Origin of the sequence: Arachnia propionica (genome assembly GCF_003859805.1) — a bacterium.
Taxonomy (GTDB): Bacteria; Actinomycetota; Actinomycetes; order Propionibacteriales; family Propionibacteriaceae; genus Arachnia; species Arachnia propionica_C.
In genome coordinates this window covers 58,523-84,160 of record NZ_RQZG01000002.1, presented here as the reverse complement: position 1 = coordinate 84,160, position 25,638 = coordinate 58,523, and the positions used below count along the sequence as shown (strand labels likewise).

28 protein-coding genes are annotated in these 25,638 nt (G+C 68.6%); 17 read left to right on the top strand and 11 right to left on the bottom strand.

Annotated features, from left to right (window positions below):
• Nucleotides 1-48: 48 nt before the first annotated feature.
• The gene (gene sucB / locus EII34_RS03020) at nucleotides 49-1,764 is read right to left on the bottom strand and encodes a 2-oxoglutarate dehydrogenase, E2 component, dihydrolipoamide succinyltransferase (RefSeq protein WP_124842792.1); all 1,716 of its coding nucleotides are present in this window, start codon (nucleotides 1,762-1,764) and stop codon (nucleotides 49-51) included.
• Nucleotides 1,765-1,894: 130 nt separating this feature from the next.
• Here sucB and EII34_RS03015 point away from each other — a divergent pair, with 130 nt between their 5' ends.
• The 3 genes from EII34_RS03015 (at nucleotide 1,895) to EII34_RS03005 (ending at nucleotide 3,949) form a co-directional block, all read left to right on the top strand.
• Nucleotides 1,895-2,215 carry a hypothetical protein gene (locus EII34_RS03015; protein WP_124842790.1) on the top strand — a complete coding sequence of 107 codons (321 nt, stop codon included), beginning with the start codon at nucleotides 1,895-1,897 and terminating at the stop codon, nucleotides 2,213-2,215.
• 61 nt (nucleotides 2,216-2,276) lie between these two features.
• Nucleotides 2,277-3,152: a DUF2268 domain-containing putative Zn-dependent protease gene (locus EII34_RS03010; protein WP_124842788.1), complete on the top strand. Its 876-nt coding sequence runs from the start codon at nucleotides 2,277-2,279 to the stop codon at nucleotides 3,150-3,152.
• 23 nt (nucleotides 3,153-3,175) lie between these two features.
• Nucleotides 3,176-3,949 (top strand): MerR family transcriptional regulator, encoded by a 774-nt coding sequence (locus EII34_RS03005; RefSeq protein WP_124842786.1) that lies wholly within the window; start codon nucleotides 3,176-3,178, stop codon nucleotides 3,947-3,949.
• 65 nt (nucleotides 3,950-4,014) lie between these two features.
• On the opposite strand, the gene EII34_RS03000 is transcribed toward EII34_RS03005, so the two are convergent.
• Nucleotides 4,015-5,508: a leucyl aminopeptidase gene (locus EII34_RS03000; protein ID WP_124842784.1), complete on the bottom strand. Its 1,494-nt coding sequence runs from the start codon at nucleotides 5,506-5,508 to the stop codon at nucleotides 4,015-4,017.
• A 118-nt stretch (nucleotides 5,509-5,626) separates the two neighbouring features.
• Nucleotides 5,627-6,442, bottom strand: a complete 816-nt coding sequence (locus EII34_RS02995) for a helix-turn-helix transcriptional regulator (protein WP_124842782.1) — start codon at nucleotides 6,440-6,442, stop codon at nucleotides 5,627-5,629.
• A 222-nt stretch (nucleotides 6,443-6,664) separates the two neighbouring features.
• Between EII34_RS02995 and EII34_RS15875 the strand changes: the two genes are divergently transcribed.
• Both EII34_RS15875 and EII34_RS02990 read left to right on the top strand, forming a co-directional pair.
• On the top strand, nucleotides 6,665-7,186 hold the full coding sequence (locus tag EII34_RS15875) for an ABC transporter substrate-binding protein (RefSeq protein WP_185711146.1): 522 nt from the start codon (nucleotides 6,665-6,667) through the stop codon (nucleotides 7,184-7,186).
• A gap of 76 nt (nucleotides 7,187-7,262) precedes the next feature.
• Entirely contained in the window at nucleotides 7,263-8,477 is a 1,215-nt protein-coding gene (locus EII34_RS02990; RefSeq protein ID WP_221620182.1) for an iron chelate uptake ABC transporter family permease subunit, read from the top strand.
• Nucleotides 8,478-8,481: 4 nt separating this feature from the next.
• On the opposite strand, the gene EII34_RS02985 is transcribed toward EII34_RS02990, so the two are convergent.
• Both EII34_RS02985 and EII34_RS02980 read right to left on the bottom strand, forming a co-directional pair.
• Nucleotides 8,482-8,688, bottom strand: coding sequence for a hypothetical protein (locus EII34_RS02985; protein WP_124842778.1), 207 nt, complete (start codon nucleotides 8,686-8,688; stop codon nucleotides 8,482-8,484).
• Nucleotides 8,685-9,392, bottom strand: a complete 708-nt coding sequence (locus tag EII34_RS02980; protein ID WP_148092624.1) for a DUF3043 domain-containing protein — start codon at nucleotides 9,390-9,392, stop codon at nucleotides 8,685-8,687. The genes EII34_RS02985 and EII34_RS02980 overlap by 4 nt, the downstream gene beginning before the upstream one ends.
• Before the next feature lie 158 nt (nucleotides 9,393-9,550).
• Here EII34_RS02980 and EII34_RS02975 point away from each other — a divergent pair, with 158 nt between their 5' ends.
• The 4 genes from EII34_RS02975 to EII34_RS02960 are packed head-to-tail and all read left to right on the top strand — an operon-like array spanning nucleotide 9,551 to nucleotide 11,923.
• A complete protein-coding gene (locus tag EII34_RS02975) occupies nucleotides 9,551-10,345 on the top strand; it encodes a PspA/IM30 family protein (RefSeq protein ID WP_124842774.1) in 795 nt (264 codons plus the stop codon).
• On the top strand, nucleotides 10,342-10,701 hold the full coding sequence (pspAA, locus tag EII34_RS02970) for a PspA-associated protein PspAA (RefSeq protein ID WP_124842772.1): 360 nt from the start codon (nucleotides 10,342-10,344) through the stop codon (nucleotides 10,699-10,701). The genes EII34_RS02975 and pspAA overlap by 4 nt, the downstream gene beginning before the upstream one ends.
• A complete protein-coding gene (locus tag EII34_RS02965) occupies nucleotides 10,698-11,546 on the top strand; it encodes a glycerate kinase (RefSeq protein WP_124842770.1) in 849 nt (282 codons plus the stop codon). The genes pspAA and EII34_RS02965 overlap by 4 nt, the downstream gene beginning before the upstream one ends.
• 29 nt (nucleotides 11,547-11,575) lie before the next feature.
• A complete protein-coding gene (locus EII34_RS02960) occupies nucleotides 11,576-11,923 on the top strand; it encodes a HesB/IscA family protein (RefSeq protein WP_124842768.1) in 348 nt (115 codons plus the stop codon).
• A gap of 62 nt (nucleotides 11,924-11,985) precedes the next feature.
• Here EII34_RS02960 and EII34_RS02955 read toward each other — a convergent pair whose 3' ends face one another.
• The 3 genes from EII34_RS02955 to rarD all read right to left on the bottom strand — a co-directional run bounded on the left by EII34_RS02955 (nucleotide 11,986) and on the right by rarD (nucleotide 15,112).
• Nucleotides 11,986-12,654 carry a DUF1643 domain-containing protein gene (locus EII34_RS02955; protein WP_124842766.1) on the bottom strand — a complete coding sequence of 223 codons (669 nt, stop codon included), beginning with the start codon at nucleotides 12,652-12,654 and terminating at the stop codon, nucleotides 11,986-11,988.
• Between the two features lie 76 nt (nucleotides 12,655-12,730).
• Entirely contained in the window at nucleotides 12,731-14,188 is a 1,458-nt protein-coding gene (locus EII34_RS02950; protein ID WP_124842764.1) for a GuaB1 family IMP dehydrogenase-related protein, read from the bottom strand.
• A 27-nt stretch (nucleotides 14,189-14,215) separates the two neighbouring features.
• Entirely contained in the window at nucleotides 14,216-15,112 is an 897-nt protein-coding gene (gene rarD, locus EII34_RS02945; RefSeq protein WP_124842762.1) for an EamA family transporter RarD, read from the bottom strand.
• Between the two features lie 96 nt (nucleotides 15,113-15,208).
• Here rarD and EII34_RS02940 point away from each other — a divergent pair, with 96 nt between their 5' ends.
• On the top strand, nucleotides 15,209-15,610 hold the full coding sequence (locus EII34_RS02940; RefSeq protein WP_124842760.1) for a response regulator: 402 nt from the start codon (nucleotides 15,209-15,211) through the stop codon (nucleotides 15,608-15,610).
• On the top strand, nucleotides 15,607-16,641 hold the full coding sequence (gene trpD, locus EII34_RS02935; protein ID WP_124842758.1) for an anthranilate phosphoribosyltransferase: 1,035 nt from the start codon (nucleotides 15,607-15,609) through the stop codon (nucleotides 16,639-16,641). Before EII34_RS02940 ends, trpD begins: the two co-directional genes overlap by 4 nt.
• Before the next feature lie 10 nt (nucleotides 16,642-16,651).
• On the opposite strand, the gene EII34_RS02930 is transcribed toward trpD, so the two are convergent.
• Nucleotides 16,652-17,239 (bottom strand): prepilin peptidase, encoded by a 588-nt coding sequence (locus EII34_RS02930; protein ID WP_124842756.1) that lies wholly within the window; start codon nucleotides 17,237-17,239, stop codon nucleotides 16,652-16,654.
• Nucleotides 17,240-17,289: 50 nt separating this feature from the next.
• Entirely contained in the window at nucleotides 17,290-18,051 is a 762-nt protein-coding gene (locus EII34_RS16685) for a sunset domain-containing protein (protein WP_124842754.1), read from the bottom strand.
• Between the two features lie 146 nt (nucleotides 18,052-18,197).
• Between EII34_RS16685 and EII34_RS02920 the strand changes: the two genes are divergently transcribed.
• Entirely contained in the window at nucleotides 18,198-18,707 is a 510-nt protein-coding gene (locus tag EII34_RS02920; RefSeq protein ID WP_124842752.1) for a peptidylprolyl isomerase, read from the top strand.
• On the opposite strand, the gene EII34_RS02915 is transcribed toward EII34_RS02920, so the two are convergent.
• Entirely contained in the window at nucleotides 18,653-20,377 is a 1,725-nt protein-coding gene (locus tag EII34_RS02915; protein ID WP_260425034.1) for a DEDD exonuclease domain-containing protein, read from the bottom strand. The two genes, EII34_RS02920 and EII34_RS02915, sit on opposite strands and share 55 nt — an antisense overlap.
• Before the next feature lie 155 nt (nucleotides 20,378-20,532).
• Here EII34_RS02915 and EII34_RS02910 point away from each other — a divergent pair, with 155 nt between their 5' ends.
• From EII34_RS02910 to EII34_RS02890, 5 genes are read left to right on the top strand one after another with little or no spacing between them, the layout of a single operon-like run.
• Entirely contained in the window at nucleotides 20,533-21,609 is a 1,077-nt protein-coding gene (locus tag EII34_RS02910) for a C40 family peptidase (protein ID WP_260425038.1), read from the top strand.
• Nucleotides 21,610-21,615: 6 nt separating this feature from the next.
• The gene (locus EII34_RS02905; protein WP_124842746.1) at nucleotides 21,616-22,365 is read left to right on the top strand and encodes a lysophospholipid acyltransferase family protein; all 750 of its coding nucleotides are present in this window, start codon (nucleotides 21,616-21,618) and stop codon (nucleotides 22,363-22,365) included.
• Nucleotides 22,362-23,552 (top strand): sensor histidine kinase, encoded by a 1,191-nt coding sequence (locus EII34_RS02900; RefSeq protein WP_124842744.1) that lies wholly within the window; start codon nucleotides 22,362-22,364, stop codon nucleotides 23,550-23,552. Before EII34_RS02905 ends, EII34_RS02900 begins: the two co-directional genes overlap by 4 nt.
• A complete protein-coding gene (locus tag EII34_RS02895) occupies nucleotides 23,549-24,217 on the top strand; it encodes a response regulator transcription factor (protein WP_260425033.1) in 669 nt (222 codons plus the stop codon). The genes EII34_RS02900 and EII34_RS02895 overlap by 4 nt, the downstream gene beginning before the upstream one ends.
• Nucleotides 24,218-24,251: 34 nt before the next feature.
• Nucleotides 24,252-25,637 (top strand): class II 3-deoxy-7-phosphoheptulonate synthase, encoded by a 1,386-nt coding sequence (locus tag EII34_RS02890; protein ID WP_124842742.1) that lies wholly within the window; start codon nucleotides 24,252-24,254, stop codon nucleotides 25,635-25,637.
• Nucleotide 25,638: the final 1 nt, after the last annotated feature.

Below are 25,638 nucleotides of genomic sequence, written 5' to 3'. Positions count from 1 at the left end.
ACACCGCGGGGCCCGCAGGAGTGATCCTGCGGGCCCCGCGGTGTTGTCTCAGAGACCGAGTTCCCCGGCGAAGTCACCGCCCTCGAGGCGGGTCTTGACCAGCTGCAGGAACCGGGCCGCGTTCGCGCCGTCGATGAGCCGGTGGTCGTAGCTCAGCGACAGGTACATCATGTCGCGAATGGCGATGCTGTCGCCGCCGTGGGGATCACTCACCACGACGGGTCGCTTCACCAGGGCGCCGGTACCGAGGATGGCGACCTGCGGCAGGTTGATGATCGGCGTGTCGAACAGGGTCCCGGCCGAGCCGTAGTTGGTGATGGTGAAGGTGCCGCCACCGAGCTCGTCCGGAGTGACCTGGCCGGAACGGGTCCGGGCCGCCAGGTCACCGATGCGCTTGGCCAGCCCCGCCAGGTTGAGGTCCCCGGCCCCGTGGATCACCGGCACCATCAGGCCCTTCTCGGTGTCGACGGCGATGCCGATGTTCTCCTGTGCGGCGTAGGTCAGGGTGCCCGCCTCGAAGTCCGCCGTGGCGTTGAGGATGGGCATGGCCTTGAGGGCCTCGATGGTGGCCTTCGTGATGAACGGCAGGTAGGACAGCGAAGCGCCCTCACGCTTCTTGAAGTCGTCCTTCGCGACGGCCCTCAGCCGGGAGATCGCGGTGAGGTCCACCTCGACGGTGGCGGTGAGCTGGGCCGCGACCTGGAGTGACTGCACCATGCGCTCGGCGATGACCTTGCGCATCCGGGACAGCTTCTCGGTGGTGCCGCGCAGGGCCAGGGCCTCGGCGGAGGCCACAGGGGCGGGGGCAGCGGCCGGGGCAGCCGGCGCGGTGGCCTGGGGGGCAGGGGCTGCGGCCTGCTTGGCCGCCTCGGCGGCGTCGAGGATGTCCTGCTTGCGGATCCGGCCACCCACTCCGGTGCCCTGCACCGAGCCGAGGTCCACACCGTGCTGGGCGGCGAGCTTGCGCACCAGCGGGGTGACGTAGATGTCATCCTTCGTGGCGCGACGTGCGGCCACCGCATCCTCCGTGGTGGCGGTCTGGCCCGCCGGGGCGGCGTGCGTGGGCTGCGGGGCCGGAGTCGGTGCAGCAGGGGCGGCCGGGGTGGGAGCCTCGGCCGCGGGGGTGGGTTCCGGCGCCTGGGGGGCAGGTGCCGCGGAGGCACCGTCACCGATCAGGGCCAGGACGGCGCCCACGGCCGCCACCTCGTCCTCCGCCACCTTGATCTCCAACAGGGTGCCGGCGACGGGGGAGGGGATCTCGGTGTCGACCTTGTCGGTGGAGACCTCCAGCAGGGGCTCGTCCGCCTCGACCGAGTCACCCACGGCCTTCAACCAGCGGGAGACGGTGCCCTCGGTGACCGATTCCCCGAGCACCGGCAGGGTGACCTCGGTGGCGGAGCCGGAGGAGGCAGGAGCTGGGGTCGACGGTGCCGGTGCGCTCTCGACGGCCGGGGGTGCCGGGGTGGGCTCCGCAGCGGCGGCCTCAGGGGCCGGAGTGCTCTCGGGCGCGGCGGCCTCGCCCTGCTCGGCGTCGCCGATGATGGCGAGGACGGCACCCACGGCGGCCACGTCGTCCTCGTTGAACCTGATCTCGAGGAGGGTGCCGGCAACCGGGGAGGGGATCTCGGTGTCGACCTTGTCGGTGGAGACCTCCAGCAACGGTTCATCGACCTCGACGGTGTCTCCCACGGCTTTCAACCAGCGGGAGATGGTGCCTTCGGTGACCGATTCACCCAGTACCGGGAGTGTGACTTCGGTGGACATGTGAACTTGGGCTCCTTTGCGTCTCGCGCATCGCTATGCTCCCCAAGCCTATCCCGGTTTCGGTGCTGCCGCCGCATGTGACAGGTGACCGGTCTTCTTCAGCCGGGGTCGGTTTGGGCATAATTGCGGCGTGGGTTGGTTCTCGAAGCGGAAGGTCGCCGCCCAGGTGGCCAAGGAAAACAAGGACATCTCTGATGTCCTGCTGGATCATCTGGACGACTTCGTGACCAGCAGGCGGGGGGTCGAGGCGTGGATCGAGCAGCCGACCAGCTTCAACAAGCCGTCGATCCTGTTGGTGGCGGCCGACGGTGAGTCCACCCGTCGCGCCATCCCCTCCATCCCGTTCGGCCACGACTTCGCGGCCCGCCACGACATCCCGGCCTACGACGCCGGGGTGGTGCCGTACCCGCAACGCATGCGCGAGTACGGCATCCGCAACAAGAGGCGCTGAGTCGACGCGCCACTGGTGCCGGGTTGCCGTTGACGCAGCGTCAACTCATAGTGTCGCCGTCATGAAGATCAACGCGCTCGACTCCCTCGACCAGACCCTGGCGATTCTCGACGCACCCGAGAGCGAACGTGCGGACCTGCTTCTTTCGATGCGACAACCCATGTCAGGGATGTTCCCATGGATCCCGGGTGGGCCCGATCACCTCGCTGCGCACCGGGGCACCTTCGGATTTCCACTGACCGGTCACGACGAGCTCCTGCGTGAGGCCCTGACCGCGATGCGCTCCGCGCGGGTTCCGGAACGGGTCGAGGCGGGGCTCGACACCGCGATGCGGGCGTTGCGTGAGGCCGACCCGGACCTGAGGTTCCCCGAGGAGCTGAGGGTGCTCATCACCCTCGGCGACCCCACGGATGACCACTTCATGCATGAGATCCAGGGGCTGTCGGCCTTCGGCGGCATCGCAGGGTTCATCGAGCTGACGCTGTGGCCGAACCCGACCGTCCTGGAGCGGGTGGAGGCGATCGCCGCGCACGAATTGCATCACAACGTCCGATACGGTCCCGGCGGGATCGTCTGGAACCCCATGACGGTGGCCGTGGGGGAGCAGGTGGTCGCCGAAGGACTGGCCGACGTGTTCGCGCGGGAGCTCTACGGTGAAGCGGGGCCAACGCACTTCGTGGGCGCGGCGGGCAGCAGTGAGGACGCCGTCGCCAAGGTGCTCTCCGGGCTGGAGATCACCGGCATGCAGCACATGGTGCCGTGGGTGCACGGTGACGCCGCCGCCAGGCGCTTCGGCGCCGAACCCGTCGGTCTGCCCACGGGAGCCGGGTATGCGGCCGGTAGGGTTCTGGTGGACGGCCACCTGACCGCGACGCGGACCACGGCCGCGGCGAACGTGCGGACCGACTGGCGCATCGTCGCCGGGACATCGCGGTGAACATGTGATTCAGAAGGGGGCACATGATCGAATGGGACGTCGCTGAACTGGCACGACGTGCCGGGATCACCACGCGCACCCTGCGCCACTACGACCAGATCGGGCTGCTGGCCCCGAGCCGGGTCACCGCCGCAGGGGTGAGGCACTACGATTCCGACGCCGTCGCCCGGCTGCAACGGATCCTCCTGCTCCGGGACGTCGGCATGCCGTTGGCGCAGATCGCCGAGCTGCTCGAGCACGAGGACGAGGTGCAGGAGGTGGCCGCGCTGGAGGACCACATCCGGGTGCTGAAGTCCCAACGAGCAGCGTTGGAGGTCAGGATCACGGCTGTGCGGCACCTGTTGGAGGCGCGCCGGGATGGTAGGGAGCCCGACCCGGACATCCTGCTCGAAGGATTCAACGACCGCTACGAGGCCGAGGTGGTCCAAAGGTGGGGACGTGAGGCCTACGAGGCGGGGAACCGCTGGTGGCACGGCAAGACCTTCTCCCAGCAGCAGGAGTGGAAGCGCGAGTCGGAGCAGCTCGTGGCCGACTGGGTGAGGACCTTCCGCAGCGGGGTCACACCGGGGTCAACTCCAGCACGTGAGATGGTGAGATGCCACATCGCGTGGCTCTCCCGGATCCCGGGAACCCCCACCCACGCCGGGGATCATGGCCAGGCGCTGGAGATGATCACGGGCCTGGCCCACATGTACGTTGAGGACCCCGGGTTGCGCCATGCCTTCGGCGGGGAGGAGAGCAGCCGATTCGTCCGGGACGCCCTGCTGGTACATGCCGCTGATCTTCTCCAGCACTGAACACACGCATCCCGCGTCGTGCCCGACCGGTTCGATCATCGCCACCGGTCGGGCACGATCGGTCCTCAGCCCGCGAGGTTCGTCGCCAGGGCGACCAGGGTGCGCACCGCGACCCCGGTACCGCCCTTCGGGGTGCAGCCCCACGGGGCATCCTCGTTGAAGGCCGGGCCAGCGATGTCCAGGTGCGCCCACGGGGTCTCACCCACGAAGTGCTGCAGGAAGGCGGCCGCGGTCAGTGCGCCACCCCAGCGGTTCTTGCCGGTGGAGCGCAGGTCGGCGACCTCCGAGGTGAGACCCTCGCGCAGGTCGTCGGTGATGGGAAGGTGCCAGAAGGCCTCGCCGGCGGCCTCGGCGGCATCCAGCAGCTGGTCCGCGGTCGTGTCGTCGCTGGCCATGAGCCCGGCGGTGCGGGTGCCGAGCGCCACCATGCAGGCCCCGGTCAGGGTCGCGACGTCGACGATGAGGTCGGGCTCATCCCTCGTGGCACGGCCCAGGGCGTCGGCCATCACGAGGCGTCCCTCGGCGTCGGTGTTGCCGTTCTCCACCGTGGTGCCGTCGAACATCGTCAGCACGTCGGAGGAGCGGTAGGCGCTGCCCGAGGGCAGGTTCTCCGCCATCGCGGCATAGGTGGTGACCTTGATGGGCAGACCGAGTTCGGCGATCGCCCGGGTGGCGGCGATGACGGCAGCGGCCCCGGACATGTCGGAGGTCATGGCGGCCATCTGTCCGGCGGGCTTGATGTCGAGACCACCGGAGTCGAAGGTGATGCCCTTGCCCACCAGGGCCAGGTGGAACTTCGCGCCCTTCGGGGCCCAGGCCAGACGCAGCAGTCGGGGGGATCGTGAGGAACCGCCACCGACGGCGAGCAGGCCACCGTAGCCGCCCTTCGCCAAGGCCTTCTCGTCCAGGATCTCCACCGCGACCTTCTGGTCCGCCACGAGTTCCTTCCCGGCCTCGGCGAAGGTCTTGGGGAACAGCAGGTTCGGTGGGGTGTTGACCCAGTCACGGGCCTGGGCGACCGCTGCCGCGACGGTCCCGGCCACCGTCACGGCCTCCTTCACCGCATCCTGGCCGATCACGAGCTCCACCTCACCCACCGGCAGGGAGGAGTCGTCCTTGCCCACGCGGGGGCGTCGGTAGGCGCCGAGCAGGGCGCCCTCGGCTGCGGCCTGACCCAGTTCGGGGTCGCCCAGTTCCAGGCTGAGCGTCACCTTCCAGGCCTCGGCGCCGTCGGTGCCCGTGATGCTCCGCAGGGCGGTGCCGACGGCATGACGCACCGCGGCAGGGGTGACGTCGACCTCGCCCAGCCCCACCACGATGACACGCTGCTCGCGGAGCGGTGGCAGGACGGCGACGGTGCCGAGCCTGCTCCTCGCCCCGAGGGTGATCGCGGTGGTCAGCAGGTCCTGCGGGAATGCACTGTCCCAGGCCTGCGTCAGGTCAGGGCAGGCACCGACGAGGGTTGGCTCGTCGTTGGCCTTGGTCAGGCCGAGGACCAGGACGTCGGCGTCGGGGGCAGGCGTGCTCGCGGTGGTGAGAATCGGGATACTGGTGGTCATCCGGTCAGCTTAGAGGATGTACCCGGTGGTTCCTCGACCCGGGTGAGACCTCACTGCGCATCGTCACGGGGTCCTGTCAGACATCGTGCACGACGCATGGGATCCGGCTGGTGGCAGGTCAGAGGTCCTGGCGTCGACGGCGGGCGGCATGGTGGGCCGGGGTGGTGCCGAAGGTGCTGCGGTAGGCCTTGATGAAGCCGGTTGCGGTGGCGTAACCGACGGCCACCGCGGCATCCTGCACGCTCCACCCCTCGGCCAGGAGACGGGCCGCATGGTAGGTCCTGGCCCGGGTGCGCCACTTCGTGAACGTGGTTCCGGTGTCGTTGAGGAAGCAACGCAGCAGGGTGCGGGAGCTGACACCGACCTGCTCGGCCCAGTCCTCGATGGTGCGTGGCGAGGCGGGGTCCGCCAGGAGCTGTTCGGCCACGCGGTGGGCCGAAGGATGGCTCGGCAACGCCAGCACGTCATGGTTCTCGGGGCTGTGCTCCAGGACGTCACGCAGCAGGGCGAGTGACAACTGTTCCCTGATCGATGAACTCTCATTGGTGCACAGGTGACGGATCAGTGCCCCCGAGAGGTCGTTCACCTGCAGTGACAGGGGTCTGGACCACCTCCTGCCGTGTGGTCGCAGGGAAGGCGCGACGTAGAGACTCAGCAACACGTCGGCACCGTCGTTCCACACCTCGTGCTCGGTGTGGGCCGGGATCCACACGAGATGATGCTGGGTGACCCGCCACCACGCATCCGCGACGCGCACCGAAAGCCCACCGTGCTGCGGCCAGGCCAGTTGGTCCATGGTGTGGTAGTGCCTCGCGAAATGGCTCCTGGCATCGATCAGTGTGCTCTCCGCCACCAGAAAATTCCCTGTCATGGAAGACGGAACCACGTCGTCGAACACGGCACCCGAGGGGAAGGAATCGTCGGATTCGGACACGATTGACTGCTTTCTGGAAGATCCATGGCTGATCGTGATGATAGCCAGAAGGCTTAGGGCTGCCTAACCTGTGTCTCCTCACGCAGTCCTGAGGAAGGAAAGACGATGTCATCGACCCTGCGCAGGGTGGTCCTGTTCCTGGTCATGGTGTGTGCCGTGGCTTCCTGCTCCGCCCCGGCCCCAACCGGGCCACGGTCCCAACCAGCCGTGGATCATCAACCGGTGACCATCACACACGTCTTCGGGGAGACCACCATCACCGAGCGTCCCCAGCGCGTGGTCACCCTCGGCTGGTACTCCCAGGACGTCGTGGCCGCACTGGGGGTGGTCCCGGTCGGGGTGGAGGACTTCACCTGGGGGACCGTCAAGGAGTACCTGCCCTGGTTCAAGGACAAGGTGGTCGAGCTCGGCGGCGAACTGCCCGAGCTCCTGCGCCACGACGACGCCGGGGCCTACGACGCGGCCTCGGGAGCAGAGGAGTTCGTGACCTCCGTCAGCCTCGAGGAACTGGGTCAGGTCGAGTCACAGTTCCACGTCGGGTGGGGTGATGTCCCAGATGACGTCACCCGCACCCTGGAGCACCCACTGGTCGCCCGCTGGGCGCCCATCGCCCAGGGGTCCTACTTCTTCTTCGTCGAGGATCACTCGCTGGCCTGGGCGTCATCAGCCCCCAGCGTGCTGTCGATCCCGGCGACGGTCGGTCCGATGGCGGATCAGCTGGCCACCGGTTTCACGAAGCGGTGAGAGCAGCCGGGCTCCTGCTGGCAGGGATCGGTCTCGCCGCGGTCTGCATGCTGAGCCTGGGGGTGGGGGCCCGGCCGTGCTCATCGCGGTCGCTCCCGTCGTCACGGTGGGGGCGATCCTCGCCGTTCCAGCCGCCACGATGCTCAACGCCACCGCGCTGGGGGACGACCTGGGACGTGGCCTGGGGGCACGTCTGCCACTGACCCGGGTACTCGCCGTCGCGGGGGTGACGTTGCTCGGTGGGGGTGCCGTCGCCATGGCAGGCCCCATCGGTTTCGTCGGGCTCATGGTGCCACACGTGGTCCGGTGGTTCACCGGCCCCGACCAGCGACTGCTGCTGTTCGGTTCCATCCTGGCCGCACCGACCCTGGTGCTCGCGGTGCTGGGCATCAGCGTCGGGACTCATTCGCTGTCCGTGCCGCAGCTGCTCGAGGCGGTTCAGGGGCGTGCCCGTCCCGCCGTCCTGCGGCTGCTGTGGGAGTGGCGGCTGCCCCGCGTGCTGTTCGCCCTGCTCTCCGGTCTGGCCCTGGCGGTCAGCGGGGCGATCTTCCAGTCCCTGACCCGCAACCCTCTCGGGAGCCCGGACGTCATCGGGTTCAACACCGGGGCCTTCACCGGGACGCTGTTCGTCACGCTGGTGCTCGCAAGCCCGTCGTACCTGGTGCTGGTGGCGGGAGCCCTCACCGGTGGGATGGGCACGGCCATCCTGGTGTACCTGCTGGCCTGGCGTCGCGGGGTCCAGGGTTTCCGGCTCATCGTCGTCGGTATCGGCACCGCGGCCTTCCTGACCGGGGTCAACAACTACCTGCTGATCCGTGGCGGGGCGAAACAGGCCCAGGAGGCGGCCTCCTGGGGCTTCGGGTCGTTCAGCTCGCTCGGGTTCACCCAGTTCTGGCCGTTCAGCCTCTGCATCGTGCTGCTGCTCATCGGTGTGGCCCATCGGGCCACGGTGTTCCGGCAGCTGGAGCTCGGTGACGAGGTGGCAGCCGCTCTCGGGGTCCGGGTGGAGCGGACCCGTCTGGCACTGGTCCTGCTCGGGATCGGACTCACGGCAGCGGTGACGGCGGCTGCCGGTCCCATCGCCCTCGTGGCCCTCGTGGCCCCGCAGATCGCCCGTCGTCTGGTGCCGCAGCGAGGTCTGCACCTGCCGATCGCTGCACTGACCGGGGCGGTGCTGCTGTTGGCCGCCGATCTCATCGGGCAGCGTCTCGACAGCAGCGTGGGGCTGGTCACCACCGTTCTCGGTGGCGGTTACTTCCTGTGGCTCACCCTGCGGCAGGGGAGGGGCTGAGTGTTCAGCCCTCCAGGGACATGGGAGGGGCCACCTCGTGGTCGTCCTCCCAGAGACTCACCTGCGTGACCCCGGCATCCAGCAGGTCGCTCCAGTAGAGGCCGAGCCACTGCTCCGCCTCGGCCCGGGAGTCGAAGGTCGGCAACAGTCCGGCATCCGCCAGGGCCGATGGGTCGTGGGTGCCGACGACCGGTCGCCACTGGTGGCTCATATCGCGTCCCCCCGGTTGATGCGGGGACCGGGGCGGCGGAACCGGCGGATCATGAGCGAGCGGTTGAACATGTACATCATCAGGCCACGCGTGATGGCGTTCGGAACCCGCTGGGCGAGGACCTTCTTGAAACTGCGCCACATCACCCACGTGTTGATGAGGCTGAGGAACAGCAGCACCCACAGCACGATCGAGATGATGAACGAGACCATGGCGTCGGTGATGGTGAAGATCATGCCCGCCATGGCGACGAGCATCAGCGGCAGCATGAACTCCGTGATGGTCCACCGGGTGTCCACGAAGTCGCGTGCCAGCACACGCTCGGGTGAGGCCTCGATCTTGTCCCAGGCCTCGAACCGGGCCTTCGCCCGGGCCTCCCGGTTCGCCTTGCGCTGCTCGGCGGGGCTGAGGTTCGGGTGGAGCCGTTCCATGCGGGCCGCCTCGGCCTGCTTGCGGGTCAGCGTCGGTTCGGTCTTGCGGACCGGCTGGCGGCGCGTCACCTTCGTCCTCGACGGTGCCGTCCTCGCCTCGCTCTCCGTCGGGGTCGCAGGTGAGGTCGACGTGCTGCTGGTCCTCGGAGCACGTTGTGGCTTGGCGTCGGGGACGAGTCGGGTGCGCTTGTGCGGGCGCTCCTGCTCGGTGGTGGTCTTGCGCTCGTAGGGGCGGAACAGTCCCACGGGTCTGCCTTCGGGGTCGGGGGTCACGGATGTCCACGTCAGTCTAGAGGCTGGCGATCAGAACTGTGTCCTGCTGCGTACGGGGGATGGTCGGCAGGGGGAGCAATCAGGGGATCACCGGACCCGAGGAGGCCCGAAGGAGGGTACGGTTGTCAGTGCATCAGCACGAACGCGGAAGGACCCCCATGGCTGGCATCTTTGAACGCATCGCCCTCATGTTCAAGTCGAAGGCGAACAAGGCCCTCGACAAGTACGAGGACCCACGAGAGACCCTCGACTACTCCTACGAACGTCAGCTCGACCTGCTCCGCAAGGTCAGGCGTGGCGTCGCGGACGTGGCGACCAGCCGCAAGCGTGTCGAACTGCAGGCCCAGAAGGTCAACCAGGAGATGGAGCGCTACACCCTCACCGCGCAGCGGGCGCTGGAGGCCAACCGTGAGGACCTGGCCCGGGAGGCCCTGACCCGCAAGCAGGCGATGGCCGGTCAGCTGGCCGATCTGCAGACCCAGCACGCCACCCTGCAGGGTGAGGAGGAGAAGCTGGTGCGTGCCAGCACCCGGCTCCAGGCCAAGGTGGACGCGTTCCGCACCCGCAAGGAGACCATCAAGGCCACCTACTCCGCTGCTGAGGCACAGACCCGCATCAACGAGGCCTTCACCGGGATCTCCGAGGAGATGAGCGACGTCGGTCTGGCCATCCAGCGTGCGGAGGACAAGACCCTCGAGCTGCAGGCCCGCGCCTCCGCCGTCGACGAGCTGCTCGCCACCGGTGCCCTGGAGGACCCGACCGGATCGGTCCAGGGTGATCTCGACCGGGAGCTGGACGCCCTGGCCGCCGGTTCCTCCGTCGAGAGTGAACTGGCAGCGCTGAAGGCGCAGCTCACCGGTGGTCCGGCCGCACGTCCCGAGATCGCCGCACCGGGTGCAGCCGCCGGGTCCGTCACCGAGGCCATCGAGAACCAGGAGGGTGCGCAGTCATGATCGTCCGTCTCATGGGGCTCGGCCAGTGGGTCATGGAGCCGGAGCAGCTCCTGGAACTCAACGAGATCGACGAGGCCGTCGAGGCCGCCGTCGAGGCGAACGACCAGGCAGCACTGCGCACCGAGCTGGAGCGTCTGGTGGCCGCGGTGCAGGCCAACGGGTCCGAGGTGCCCGACGACCTGATCGTCGAGTCCGACCTGGTGCTGCCCGATGTCACGGCCACCCTCGACGAGGTCCGGGTCCTCCTGGAGAGCACCTCCGACTTCTACGGTCTGGTTCCTGACAGCCACCAGCTGGAGGGGGACGACCGGGAACTCGACGCGGAGGCCGGGGCCACTCCCGCCGACCACGGGTGAAGGTCCTCGTCGCCACCGACCGCATCGGACGTCTCAGCCCGGCCGAGGCATCCGATGTCGTCGCCGCCGCTTTCGCCCGGCAGGGGGCGGATGTTGCCGTGGCCCCCGTCGCGACGCAGGGACCGGACCTGTCGGCCGCCATCGGCCGATTCGCCCCCCGTGCCCGGGTGGCCCGCCCCGCCGGGCTGGGCCACCTGCTCGATGCGATCCGTTCAGGGGCCGAGTACCTCGACCTCACCGGCCTGCCCATACCGACGCTGCCCGAGCTGGAGTCCCTCCCTCTGCTGGAGCTGACGGCCGCCCCTGTCGCCGTCGTCGCCGCGGAGTACGCCACCCTGCCGTTGACCGGACTCACCGGGGCACTCGCGGAACAGGGTCGGCGTGGTGACCGGGACCTGGCCGAGGTGGTGGCCGAGGACACCCGTGCCACCGGCTGGTTGGACCGCATCGGTGTGGTGGACGGCCCGGGAACCGGTGCTCTCGGTGGCCTCGGGGCCTGGCTGAGAGGGTGCGGGATCAGTGTGTCCACCGGTGTCCAGGTGGTGGCCGAGGGGTACGACCTGCCACGCCTGGCCGGGTTGGCCGATCTGGTGGTCACGGGGGCAGACACGCTCGACTTCCACACCAGGGGAGGCGAGGTGGTCCGGGCCGTCACCGGCATCGCGGGTGAGGCCCTCAGCCCGGTGGTCGTCATCTGTGGCCGCAACTTCGTCTCCGCCAGGGAACTGCGTCACACCGGGATCGAGGAGGCCCACGCGGTGCGGGCCGGTCTGGACGAGTCCCCCGTCCGGGACCGTGAGCTCGAGGAACTCGCAGCCCGTGTCGCCACCACGTGGCAGTGGTGATCTTGACGAGGCCCACTACACTGGCGTACGTGACTGAAACCGGAACCGTTCCCCAGGGCGTCGTCCTGACCGACGTCGCCGTCGCCAAGGTGCGTGCCCTCATCGAAGCCGAGGGTCGTGACGACGTCAGCCTGCGCATCGCCGTCCAGCCCGGCGGATGCTCCGGACTGCGTTACCAGCTGTACTTCGACACCCGTGAGTTCGACGGGGACGTCGTCAATGACTACGACGGTGTGCGTGTCGTCACCGACAAGATGAGCGCACCCTACCTGTCGGGCGCCACCATCAACTTCGTGGACACGATCGAGAAGCAGGGCTTCGAGATCGACAACCCGAATGCACGTGGTGCCTGCGCCTGCGGCGACAGCTTCCACTGAACCGTTCCACGACCGTCAGGGGCTCCGGGCCGCCATGCCCGGAGCCCCTGACGTGTCCGTGATCAGAGAGCCCGCTCCACCCCGTCGTCGGTGAGGCGGACGTCGCTGAACGCCTCCGGCGTGATGGTGATCCGCTGCGGATGGTGCGGGTACCAGATGTCCTGTGACTCCCCGTGCGAGCGGGCCTCCGCCCACAGGGCCTTCATCGGCTTGTCCCGGTGCTCCTTCAACAGGTTCACCACCCCGGGAATCGACTGCTGTGCCCATGGCATGCCCCAGGTCTGTCCCCAGGCGACCCAGACCGCATCGGCGACCTCCAGCAGGTGTTTCATCACCGTCAGGTTGGTGCGGTTGAACTTGCTCTTGTCCCGCTGGGTGAGCACCCGGGGGTTCTTGCTGACCACGGGAAGCAGATTCGCCAGGGTGACCCACCCGACACGACGGCCGAACACCTTGTCCAGGGTGCCGTCCTCCAGCCGTTCCCGGATGATCCCGGCCGTGGCATCGCCCCCTTGGACCCGGGTTGCCAGGATCTTGGCGCTGGACGGATTCTTGCCCAGCACGAGGAGGTGGGCCCCGCCGAGGCGGTGGTTGTCCCGACGGTGATGGAGGTACCACCGGGCCACCGGCGTCCTGGTGGGCGTCAGGAAACAGTCCGAGAGAGCACCGTTGTCCCGACTCCGGGCCGCCTCGAAGTGAGAGATGATGGCTTTGGCTGCGGGAAATTCCATGTAATGAATCCAACTATGCTCTCGGTCGCTTCCAAGCTTTCGGTACGTCGTCCGTTTGGGTCAATTCAGCGGTTGCTCACCAGCTCGTCGCGACGGGTCGGCCCTCCTCGTAGCCGGAACCGAACTGCACCCCGACCACCGCGCGGTCGGCGAACTCGGTGAGGTCGCGGGCTCCCGCGTAGGTGGCTGAACTGCGCACTCCGGAGGTGATCCAGTCCAGGAGGTCCTCCACGCCGGGGCGCTGCGGATCGAGGTACATGCGGGAGGAGGAGATCCCCTCCTCGAACAGTGCGGCCCGTGCCCGGTCGAAGGCGGACTGGTCCTTGGTGCGGTTGCGCACCGCCCGCGCGGAGGCCATCCCGAAGCTCTCCTTGTAGGGTCTGCCGTCGTGGTCGACCAGCTGCGCTCCCGTGGACTCGTGGGTGCCGGCGAACCAGGAACCGATCATCACGGACCCAGCCCCGGCGGCCAGCGCCAACGCGACGTCCCGGGGGTGCCGGACCCCACCGTCGGCCCACACGGCGCGCCCCAGGTCCCTGGCGGCCCTCGCGCACTCGAGAACGGCGGAGAACTGGGGCCGGCCCACCCCGGTCTGCATCCGTGTGGTGCACATCGCGCCGGGACCGACACCCACCTTGATGATGTCCGCGCCGCTGTCGATGAGGTCCCGGGTGCCCTCCGCCGTGACGACATTGCCGGCGACGACCAGGACCCGACGTCCGGTTCTCGCCTCGAACTCGTCCCGGACCCGGCGGGCGTGCCCGAGGGCCGCGATCATCTTCTCCTGGTGGCCGTGGGCGGTGTCCATGACCAGCACGTCGGCCCCGGCATCCAGCGCGGCACCCACCTTGCCCGCCACGTCACCGTTGATCCCGACGGCGACCCCGGTGCGGAGGCGTCCCTCATGGTCCAGTGCGGGGGAGTAGATCGCGGAACGCAGTGCGCCCTTGCTGGTCATGACCCCGACGAGCCGACCGTCGTCGCCGACCGCCAGCGCGATGGGCTGGTGCTGCGCGGTCAGGGTGTCGAAGACCTCCTTGGGGGTCATCGTCGGGGGGACGGTGAGCACATCGGTGCGCATCACGTCCTTCGCCTGGGCGAACCGGTCCACCTCGACGGCCGCCTCTGGGGTGACGATCCCGGCGGGTGCCTCGCCGTCGAGCACCACTGCGATGCCGTGTGCCCGTTTCGCGATGAGTGCCAGGGTCTCCCCGATCGTGGTGTCGGGGGCAACCGTGACCGGGGTGTCGAAGACCGGATGGGCCCGCTTCACCTTGCCGATGGATCGTGCCACCACGTCGGCGGGGATGTCCTGGGGGAAGATCGCCAGGCCCCCGCGGCGAGCCATCGTCTCGGCCATCCGGCGTCCGGACACCGCCGTCATGTTGGCCGCGACCAGCGGCATCGGGGTGCTGAGACCGTCGGTGGAGGTCAGGTCGACGTCCAGGCGTGAGGTCACGGCTGAACGGCTGGGCACCATGAAGACGTCCGAGTAGGTCAGGTCCTGGGCAGGGGACTCGCTGAGGAAACGCACCCGTCAAGTATGCCCCGGCACCGTGACTCAGGTGAGGCGACGGTTCCGTGCGGCATGCCGCACGGCATCGGCGACGAAGACCGCGACCGCGACCCACACGAACATGAGACCGACCCAACGGGCCACGGGCATCGGTTCCCGGAACAGCAGCCAGGCCAGCAGGAACTGCAGCAGGGGTGCCAGGTACTGGATCATCCCGATCGCCACCAGCGGGATGCGGTGTGCGGCCGAGGCGAACAGCAGCAGTGGGACGGCGGTCACCACCCCGGTGGTGGCGAGCAGCAGTGAGTACCAGGAGAAAGGGGTGGCACTGGCCTGGCCGGTGAGGCCGAGCAGGAACAGGTAGGGAAGCGCGAGGGCCAGCAGTGCCGTGGTCTCGATCACCAGTCCGGGCACGGGGGCCACCGTGGTCCCCGCCTGTTTCTTGAGCAGACCGTAGAAGCCGAACGACGTGGCCACCCCGAGTGCGATCCAGGGGGTCCGGCCGTACCCCAGGATCAGCACCGCCATGGAGGCCACCCCCAGCCCGAAGGCCAGCCACTGCGCCGGGCGCAGCCGTTCCCCCAGCACCACCACGCCGAGGGCCGTGGTCACCACCGGGTTGATGAAGTAGCCGATGGCCGCATCGAGGGTGTTGCCGGTGTTCACACCGTGGACGTAGAGGCACCAGTTGATGCCGACCATCAGCCCTGCCACCCCGACGAGCACGACGCAACGTCGATCGCCGAGGGCGTTGCGCACCTGGTGGAAGCGGCGGGTGAGGGCCAGGATCAGCAGGCAGAAGACCAGCGACCACACGATGCGGTGGGCCACCACCTCGAGGGCGGAGGACCGCTGGAACAAGGAGAAGTAGAGCGGGAACAGGCCCCACAGGATGTAGGCCGCCACGCCGTGCACGTACCCGGTTCGTTCCCTGTCGTTCATCACCGTGGAGCCTACCCGGGTGAGCCGTGGCCGGGGTGGGGCGCTGCGGGCTACGATGTGGGCAGTCGCGTGTGGCCGCGGCGTGGAAGGAGAGACATGAGCGACGAGACCATCAGGGTGCTGCTGTTTTCGGGCGACCGCACGGTGCGGGAGCAGGTGCGGCTCGCACTGGGACGCAAGGTGGCGGCCGACCTGCCGCCCATCGAGGTCGTCGAGGTGGCCACGGGACCCGCGTTGCTCAAGATCCTGGACGAGGACCGGGACTTCGGTCTGGTCATCATGGACGGGGAGGCCCAGCCCGAGGGTGGTTTCGGCCTGGCCCACCAGGTCAAGGAGGACCATGTCGACGACTGCCCACCGGTGCTGCTGCTCGTCGCCCGTGTCGCCGATGCCTGGCTCGGCACCTGGTCGCGTGCCGATGCGCTGGCGGCCTACCCGGTCGATCCGCTCCGCCTTCCCGAGCAGGTGGCCGAACTGCTGCGTGCGGAGGTCCTGTGAACTACACCTGGCCCGACGTCCTGACCGGCCTGCTCAGGCGCGAGGGACTCGAGGCCGAGGCGGCGCAGTGGGCGCTCAGCGAGATCCTCGCCGGACGCGCCAGTGAGGTCCAGCTCGCGGCCCTCCTGGTGGCCCTGCGCGCCAAGGGGGAGTCGGAGGACGAGATCGCAGGGCTCAGCGCCGCGATGCTGGCCCATTCCGAGGGGGTGGACCTGGATCCGGAGACGGTCGACGTCGTCGGTACCGGTGGGGATCGGGCCAACACCGTCAACATCTCCACGATGGCGGCGCTCGTGGCCGCCGCCGCCGGTGCGAAGGTGGTCAAGCACGGCAGCAGGGCGGCCTCGTCGCAGTCCGGAACCGCTGACACCCTGGAGGCCCTGGGGGTGAACATCGGCCTCGACCCGGCGCGGCAGGCCGCCGTCCTCGACGAGGTCGGCATCGTGTTCCTGTTCGCCCAGCTCTACCATCCGGCGATGAAGAACGTGGCCGGGGTGCGCAGGCAGCTGGCCATCCAGACCACCTTCAACTTCCTCGGGCCGTTGTCGAACCCGGCCCAGCCCCGCGCGATGGCCCTCGGGGTGGCCGACGGGGACGTGGCGCCGGTGGTTGCCCGGGTGCTGGCCGGGCGGAATGTGCGCGGCATGGTGTTCCGCGGTTTCGACGGCCTGGACGAACTGACCACCACGTCGGCCTCCGACGTCTGGCTCATCACCGATGGCAGGGTGAAACGAACCGTCCTCGACCCCGTGGAACTGGGGCTCGCTCCCGCCGCGCCGGCCGATCTGGTCGGCGGTGACGCCCAGCACAACGCCCAGGTCGTACGTGACCTGGTGGCCGGGCGCTCGGGTGCGGTGCGTGACGTGGTCCGTCTGAATGCGGCGGCCGCCCTGCTGGCCTACCGGGGCATCAGCCACACCATCCCGCTCACCGAGCAGCTGCAGGGCACCCTGGACGCGGTCTCCGCAGCCATCGACGACGGTCGTGCCCAGCGGACCCTGGAGGCCTGGATCCGGGTCACCAACACCTGATTCCGTCCGCTCAACAGTGGAGCACGGCCACGGCCAGCGGCCCCAGCCACAGCGCCGGGCCGTAGGGGAAGGGCTCGTCGGCGCGCCCGCGAAGCGCATGGGCGATGCCCCACGCCGCACCGATCAGGGTGCCCGCGAGCAGGGCCCACAGCCATCCGGTCCATCCCAGGGTGCCCCCGACCGCTCCCACGAGCAGTCCCAGACGCACGTCACCGAAGCCGAAGTTCCCCGTGAACCGCCACACCAGCCACAGCAGCGCGAAGGTCGCGGCGGCACCCAGCAGGATCCGGGGCAGCGCCTCCGGCAGCAGGATCGTCGTGACCACGGCTCCGAGCGCCACCTGGGCCGTGGTGATCCAGTGCAGCCGACGGGGCAGCCACGTGGTCCGCAGGTCCACCCACGCCAGGGCCGCCCCCGCCCCGAGGTACCCGAACCACATCGGGAACCACAGCGGTGGCAGTCGCCACAACGCGAGCCCCGCCACGGCGACGATCGCGGCCAGCACGACGGCCTCCCCGGGCCGGGCCAGGGAGGAGTAGTCGGGCGGAGGATCGGATGGATCCGCCCAGATGCGCGGCAGCCGCGGCACCACCCACATCAGGTGTGCCGCGGCTGCCAGGCTGCTGGCCGTGACCAGCAGGAACAGGATCAGCGCTGGGCCTTCGTGAATCCGGCCGCCTCAGCCGCCTCCTCCGAGTTGAACCAGACCTCGGCGATGGTCAACTCGTAGCCGCGGGTGCCCGGCACGTGGTACTTCCGGGAGCGCCCGTTGCCCTTGACGATGTAGCCCTCCGGTGGGTTCGGGCCGACGTAGGAGCCCTCACCGAAGTCGAGGGACTTCTCCTGGCTCGCGGATGCCGCGGGCTCCGCCGGGGGCTCGTTGAACTTCGCCGCTGTGGCGAAGGTGTCGTTGTTGTTGATGTAGGCGCGCGACGGCTCGTGGGCGGTCCAGCCGTCGTCCTTCGGGGTGAGGAAGTGCCGCACCGCGGCCACGGCACCGGCCACCGCCGTGCCGATCAGGGCGAACTTGAAGATGGTCTTGAACACACCCCGCTTCTTCTTCGCCGGGGGAATGACCTCCGCGAGGACCGGCACGTGCCCGGCGGCCTTGTGCAGCCGGTCCTGCAGGTTCGGGATGATCTGGTCGGTGAGCCTGCCCGTGGCGGCATCGACGGCCGGGGAGACCTTCGAGATGGCGCCTCGGATGTGTGGCTCCCAGTTGTCCAGGCGACGCGAGGCGAAATCGGCGGTGCGCTTGCCCGCCCGGCGTGCGGCGGGCACTGCCCGGCGCTGGGCCTCGGTGTACATCTCGGCAGCCTTCTCCACTGCCTCGTCCCAGAAGTGGCGGCTGGTCTCCGCGGCGGCGGCGGCTTGTTCCGCGGCGGCCTTGGCGAGTCGTGACTTCTTCACAGTTTCCTCCAATGAGTTGGCTCGTGATCGAGCACCTACAACGCTACCCGGTTCGGGAGGCACAGGAGGAGTGGTTGCGAAAGAAGGCCGGAAGGACCACGCGGTGTCGCGGTGTCATCGACCGCCCAGCCTGTAGGTTTGGCTGCATGAGCACTGCAACTCTGCACACCAGCATGGGGGACGTCGTCATCGAACTGTTCGACGACCAGTCGCCCGTCACCGTCGCCAACTTCGTCGGCCTGGCCGGGGGGACCAAGGAGTACCGGGACGCCAAGACCGGGGAGACGAAGACCGGCAACTTCTACGACGGGGTCACCTTCCACCGGGTGATCGACGGCTTCATGATCCAGGGCGGGTGCCCGCTCGGCACCGGGACCGGTGGTCCCGGTTACCAGTTCGCCGACGAGTTCCACCCCGAACACGCCTTCGACCGCCCCTACCTGCTGGCCATGGCCAACGCCGGACCGGGCACGAACGGTTCCCAGTTCTTCATCACCGTGGTGCCGACCCCGCACCTCAACCGTCGCCACACCATCTTCGGCGAGGTCAAGGACGAGGCGTCGAGGGCCGTCGTCGACGCGATCGCGAAGACGCCGACCGATCAGCGTGATCGTCCCACCACCCCGGTCGTGATCAACTCGGTGACACTGTCCTGATCGAAGGCGCAGTGGATCGGCCAGGCCCAGTCCCCGCGGACGTCGAGCAGACGTACTCCGGGGGACTCCAGCCAGGTGGCCACGCGTTCTGCCTCCTCGAAGCTCCCGGCGGGCATCCCGCCGGGAGCTTCGTGCACCGTCTCGGCCAGTTGCTGCAGGAGTGAGGCCTCGTCGCGGACCTGCGCGGTGCGTGCCCACCCCGCAGCCGCGAGCCGACCGTGGCGGATGACGTGGATGGCCCAACCACCACCCTCCGGGGCGGCGGCCACCAGTTCCTGGCAGTCGGCGAGTGCCCTGACCCGGTGGAAGCGTCGCGACGTGACATGGGCGGCCTGCAACCGGTTCGTCACCTCTCCTGCCTCCTCGAAGCGTTCCTGGGCCACCAGGACCTCCAGCCGGGGCGCGGCATGACCCAGCAGGTCCCGCACGTCGCCCGCCCAGGCCGCGCGGAGCCTGGCCACCCGATCACCGTATCCCTCGGCACTCTCACCGAGCTCACACGGTGCCGAGCACCTGCCCAGCTCCGCCAGGGCGCAGGCGGTGCTCGGGGTCCGGGGAGACAACACTCTGGTGCACTCCCGGATCCCGAAGGCGTCCTGCAGGCACCGGGCCACCTCCTGGGCTGCACTGGCGTTGCGGAACGGCCCCCACACGACATCTCCCGGTGCCACGGCGCGGACCGTCCGGAGTCGCGGGAAGGCCTCCGTGGTCAGTGTCAACCACACCAACCGGTGCTGGTTGCGTGACCGACGGTTGTACCGGGGACGGTGCCCGGCGATCATCCGGAGCTCACGCACCTCCGCCTCCAGGTCAGTGGTGCACCGCATCGTCTGCACCCGGGTGGCGATCTCCACCATCTCGTGGATCCGGGAACGTTGTTCCGAGGCCGAGAAGTAGGAGGCGACCCGTCGCCGGAGGTTGCGTGACTTGCCGACGTAGAGCACCTCGGTGCGGGCAGTGCCGTCGAACTCGCGCCCCTCGTGCTCGAACCAGTACACCCCGGGGGCCTCGGGCAGGGATTTCGCCCAGACCCGTTTGGCCCTGCGTTCGGGGGAGACCCTCGCCATCAGCTCCCGCAGGTCCTCCACCGTGTCGACCCCCAGGTTGCCCACGCGCTCCAGCAGGCCGTGCAGCACGTCGACGGTGGCCCGCGCGTCGCTGAGGGCCCGGTGATCGGGCTGGGTGGCCGAACCGAAATGGCGGGCCAGGGTACCCAGCTTGCAGTTGCGCACCTCGTCGCGGAGCAGTACCTGACGGGCCAGGGCCACCGTGTCGATGACGACCGGTCGACGCCAGGTCAGTCCCAGTGCCTCGCAGCCCCGCCGCAGGAAACCGATGTCGAACGCGGCGTTGTGGGCCACCAGGACGGTCCCGGCAGCGAAGTCGAGGAACAAGGGCAGGACCACCCGGAGTGTGGGAGCGGAGGCGACCATGGCATCGGTGATCCCGGTGAGGGCCTGGATCATCGCCGGGATGGCACCGTCAGGGCGCACCAGGGACTGGAACTCGCCCACCACGGTGCCACCGCACACCTTGACCGCGCCGATCTCCGTGATCTCCGCGTCCCGTCCTGCCCCGGTGGTCTCCAGGTCGACGACGGTGAAGGTCGCTGCGCGCAGTGCGGTGCCGAGGTCGTCGAAGCTGGGCTGATCCGGCGAAGGGGTGGGCATGGTCCACAAACTACCGAGCCCGTCCGACAGAAACGGTCAACGGCGTTGCCGGAACGAGGCCCTTTCGGCCGATTCGGTTTGGGCAATGCCCTGAGGGTCGTTTAGGATTCTCTCAGCTTTGCTTCCTGCAGTGTTTGGAGACCCACGTGAAGAAGATGCGCAGCGGGCTGGTCGCCCTGCTGGTCGCCACCAGCGTCGTGTTCGTCCCGACGGCTTTCGCCGATCCGGACAAGGTCGCCGAGGCGAAGGCCGAGTTGGAGCGGATCCGTGAGGAGGCCTCCTCGCTCGACGCCGAGATCATCGAGGTGGCGGCCCGAGCGGACGAGGCGACCGCGAGGCTCGCAGACCTCAACGAGGACCTCAGCGCCCAGGAGCAGAAGGTCGCCCGGATGGGGGCCGACCTCGGCGACGTCGCCATGCTCCAGCTCAACGGCGGTGGTCTGGACGTGACGTCGCAGCTGCTGACCAGTGGCTCCGACTCCACGTTCCTCTCCGGACTGGCCACCATCCAGAACGAGATGGATCGCAGCAACTCCGACCTGCAGGCACTGCAGCTCGAACAGGGACGTCTCGACTCCCTCCGTGACCAGCAGGTCGCCACCACCGAGGCCATCGAGGCCGACCGTGCCGAGAAGGAACGGCTCGCCCAGGAGTTCGACACCAAGGAGACCGAGGCGGAGAACGTCTACAAGCGTCTGAACGCCGAGGAGCAGGAGCGGCTGCGCAAGCTCGAGGAGCAGCGCCAGCGCGAGCAGGAGGAACGCGACCGTCGCGAGCAGGAACGAGCCGCGAGCCGTGCCCTCGACAACCAGAACGACACGGCCTCTCCCAGCCCGGAGGCCCCCGAGAAGGAGAAGGAACAGCCGAAGGCCCCGCCGGCCAGTGGTCGTGGTGGCTCCGCGGTGGAGGTGGCCCTCGCCCAGGTGGGCAAGAGCTACGTTTGGGGCACCTCCGGTCCCAACACCTTCGACTGCTCCGGGCTGACCAGCTACGCCTACCGGCAGCAAGGCATCTCCCTGCCGCGCAGTGCCCGCCAGCAGTACCAGATCGGTACCCCGGTGGCGAAGGGTGACCTGCAGCCCGGTGACCTGGTCTTCTACTACGGCGGCATCAGCCACGTCGGCATGTACATCGGTGACGGCAAGATCGTCCATGCCGCCAACCCCCGCAGTGGCATCAACGTCACCGGTCTCAACTCGATGCCCTATCAGGGTGCCCGCCGCGTCGGCTGATCCTGAATGTGGTACAGGTTCTTCAAGACCTTTCTGTTCCGTCCCCTGGTCCGTCACGGATTTCGCGCCCGCATCATCGGGGCTGACAACGTGCCCGCCAGCGGCGGAGCCATTCTCGCCAGCAATCACATCGCGGCGATGGACTCGGTGGTGATCCCGGCCATGCTGCCGAGGAAGGTCACCTTCCCAGCGAAGGCCGAACTCTTCAAGGGGGACCGAGGGATCGTCTCCAAGATCGTCGCCTGGTTCCTGAAGGCCATCGGGATGGTGCCGATGGACCGCGGTGGGGGCAGGGCCTCGGCCGCGTCCCTGCAGGCCATCACCGATGTGCTGGACGCCGGCCAGGTGATCGCGATCTATCCGGAGGGCACCCGTTCCCCGGATGGTCGACTGTACAAGGGCAAGACCGGCATGGCCCGCATGGTGCTCACCTCGGGGGCGCCGGTGCTGCCCGTCGGGGTGGTCGGTACCCACAAGGTACGTGGGCTGTTCGGCATCCCGTGGGTGCGTCGCCCCATCGTCGTGGTGGGGCAGCCCTTGGACTTCAGCGAGTACCACGGTCAACAGGGTGAGACCAAGGTGCTGCGCCACGTCACCGACGAGGTGCTGGCCGCCATCCAACGGCTCACCGGCCAGGAGTACGCCGACGTCTACGCCACGAGGGTCAAGTACGGCGACCTCAAGGAGGTCGGCTCGGACGAGTTCGTCCGTCCCCGTCCCGGGACAGGAGTACGTCCTGAGGAGACCACGGGGTGACCCACCCGGGTCCCACCTCGGCCGGCCTGGGATGGGTCCAGGCGGCCTCGTCGTGGTTCCGCAAGGACTACGACGTGCTGGGACGGGTCTTCGTGGTCGCGGCCTTCGTGCGTGCCGCGTTGGCGGTGCACACCGTCGCCATGAACCTGACCTTCGACCAGGAGGCCATGATCGACCTCCCGGGCATGATGCTGACCTTCGTGGTGCTGCTCGGGTGGACGGTCCTGGTCACGGCGGTGCTGCGACGTCCCAGCCAGCGGAGCCTCTGGGTGCATCTGGCTGATGCGGCCGTCACCTGCGCCATCATCCTCGCCACCCCCCTCATCGTGACCGAACCCTACGGCGACACCTCGCTCGCGGGCTACTGGATGCTCGGTTGCTGTCTCTACGCAGCCGTGCTCCGAGGCGCCGCGTCAGGGGTCGCCTGTGTCCTCGCGACCTCCGTGGCCCTGTTGGCCCTGCCACCCCGGCTGTCCCTGGCGAGGGTCGACCTGTCCCTGGGGGCCATGCTCATCACCGTCTGTTGTGGTGTGCTCATCACCCAGTTCAAGCACACCATCACCGAGCAGGAACGGGCCAGGATCCGCTCGGTGGCGTTGGGGGAGCGGGAGCGGCTGGCCCGGATCGTCCACGACGGGGCCCTTCAGGTGCTGGCCCTGGTCGAGCGTGAGGGGCCGGGGCTCGGGCCACGCGGGGCGCGACTGGCGGCCTTGGCGCGTGAGTCCGAGAACCAGCTGCGCACCCTGATCCGGGACAAGGAGGTCTTCGACGAGTCCACCGTCTTCGAGGTCGACCTCACCTCCGCACTGGGGCGTTTCGAGTCAGGCCGTGTCACGGTGTCCACGATGGCGGGCAGGGTGATGGTGCCCCGGTTGATCGCGGAGGAGGTCGAGGCCACCCTCAGCGAGGCGTTGAAGAACGTCGAGAAGCATGCCGGTCCGGATGCGAGGGCGTGGGTGCTGCTGGACCAGGAGGACAAGGACGAGGTGATCCTCTGGGTCCGCGACGACGGGGTGGGCATGGACCTCGGCGAGGTGGATTCCGCGGCGATGCGTGGCAGGCTTGGTATCTGCAACTCGATCGTTGGGCGCATGGTTGCACTCGGCGGATCAGCCGAGGTGAAGTCGAGCCCCGGGCAGGGCACTGAGTGGGAGTTGAGATTCCCGGTGAGGTTGGTGGGACCGTGAACGACATCGAACGCCGCCGTGTCATGCTGGTGGACGACCACCCGATGTGGATCGACGCGCTGAGTGAGGACCTGGAGGAGGAAGGTTTCGAGATCGTCGCCGCAGCCAAGAACGGCACCGAGTGCCTGCAACGTGCCAGGGCCACACGACCGGACGTGGTGGTGATGGATCTCCAGATCCCAGAACCTGATGGGGCCACCTGCACCGAGAGGCTGGTCCGTGAGTTCCCGGAGATCAAGGTACTGGTGATCTCCGCCAGTGGGGAACGCGATGACGTGCTCAAGGCCATGAAGGCGGGCGCGAAGGGCTATCTGGTGAAGTCGGCGTCGAAGGCGGAGCTCATCGAGGGGGTCCGCCGGACCGCGGCAGGAGATGCTGTCTTCACCCCCGGGTTGGCGGGACTGGTGCTGGGGGAGTTCCGTCGCATGGCCAACGTCGCCCGCGACCACGACGACGAGGGACCGGTGCTCACCACGCGGGAGGTGGAGGTGCTGCGTCGCGTCGCGAAGGGGCTGGCCTACCGGGAGATCGCCGAGGAGCTGTTCGTCTCACACCGCACGATCCAGAACCATGTCCAGAACGTGCTGCGCAAACTGCAGCTCCACAATCGGGTCGAGTTGACCCTCTACGCCATCGACCAAGGGCTTCACGATCCGAACGAGTGAGGAGTTCTTGCCCCGCTGGGGTAGTCTTCCGCGCATGTCCTCCATCATGAGTCGGGCCGAACTGCGTGCCCTGCCACTGATCCAGCAGCCCGTCTATGACGATGTCGAGGCGTTGGACCGGGTCATCGACGTGATGGAGAACCTGCCGCCGTTGGTCTTCGCGGGCGAGTGTGATGACCTCAGGGACAAACTGGCGGAGGTGGCCGCGGGGCGCGCCTTCCTGTTGCAGGGTGGGGACTGCGCCGAGTCCTTCGAGGCCGTGACGGCGCAGGACATCAAGAACAAGCTGCTCGTGCAGTTGTCCATGGCGGTGGTCATGACCTATGCGGCCCAGGTCCCGGTGGTCAAGGTGGGACGTATCGCAGGGCAGTACGCGAAACCGCGCAGCAAACCGACGGAGACCCGTGAGGGGGTGACCCTGCCGAGCTACCGCGGCGATGCCATCAACGGTTTCGACTTCACCCCCGAGGCACGGCGTCCGGACCCGGAACGTCTGGTGCAGGTCTACAACGCCTCAGCGGCGACCCTGAACCTGGTCCGGGCCTTCGTCAAGGGAGGTTTCGCGGATCTGCGTGGGGTGCACACCTGGAACCGGGACTTCGTCGGCAACTCGGAGGTGGAGACCGCCTACGAGGAGCTGGCCGCGGAGATCGACCAGGCGCTGGCCTTCATGGTGGCCTGCGGGGTGGAGGACCGGGCACTGTCCACCATCGACTTCTACGCCTCGCACGAGGCACTGCTGCTGGAGTACGAGCGTGCACTGACCCGCGTCGACTCGCGGTCCCAGCAGCTCTACGGCTGCTCCGGGCACATGCTGTGGATCGGGGAACGCACCCGGCAGCTGGACGGGGCGCACGTGGAGCTGCTGCGACGGGTCCGCAACCCGCTCGGCATCAAGCTCGGTCCCACCACCACCCCGGAGCAGGCCATCGAGCTCGCGGATCGGCTCGATCCCGATGGCGAGCCCGGCCGGATCACGTTCATCACCCGCATGGGGGCGGGCAAGGTGCGTGAGGTGCTGCCCTCGGTGATCCAAGGGGTGGAGGCGACCGGACGGAGGGTGGCCTGGGTGTGTGATCCCATGCACGGCAACACCTTCGAGGCCGCCAATGGCTTCAAGACCCGGTCCTTCGACGACGTGGTGGAGGAGGTGCGGGGCTTCTTCGACGTCCACCACGCCCTCGGGACGTGGCCGGGTGGGCTTCACGTGGAGCTGACCGGAACCGATGTCACCGAGTGCGTCGGGGGGGCACTCAGGCTGGAGGAGGCAGATCTCGCCAGCCGCTACGAGACGGTCTGCGATCCCAGGCTGAACCGCAACCAGAGCCTGGAGCTGGCCTTCACCGTCGCCACCAGACTGCGTGAGGGCCGGGCCTCACGTCGCAATCCCGTGCAGGAGTACCAGCTCCGGGAGTTCTGAG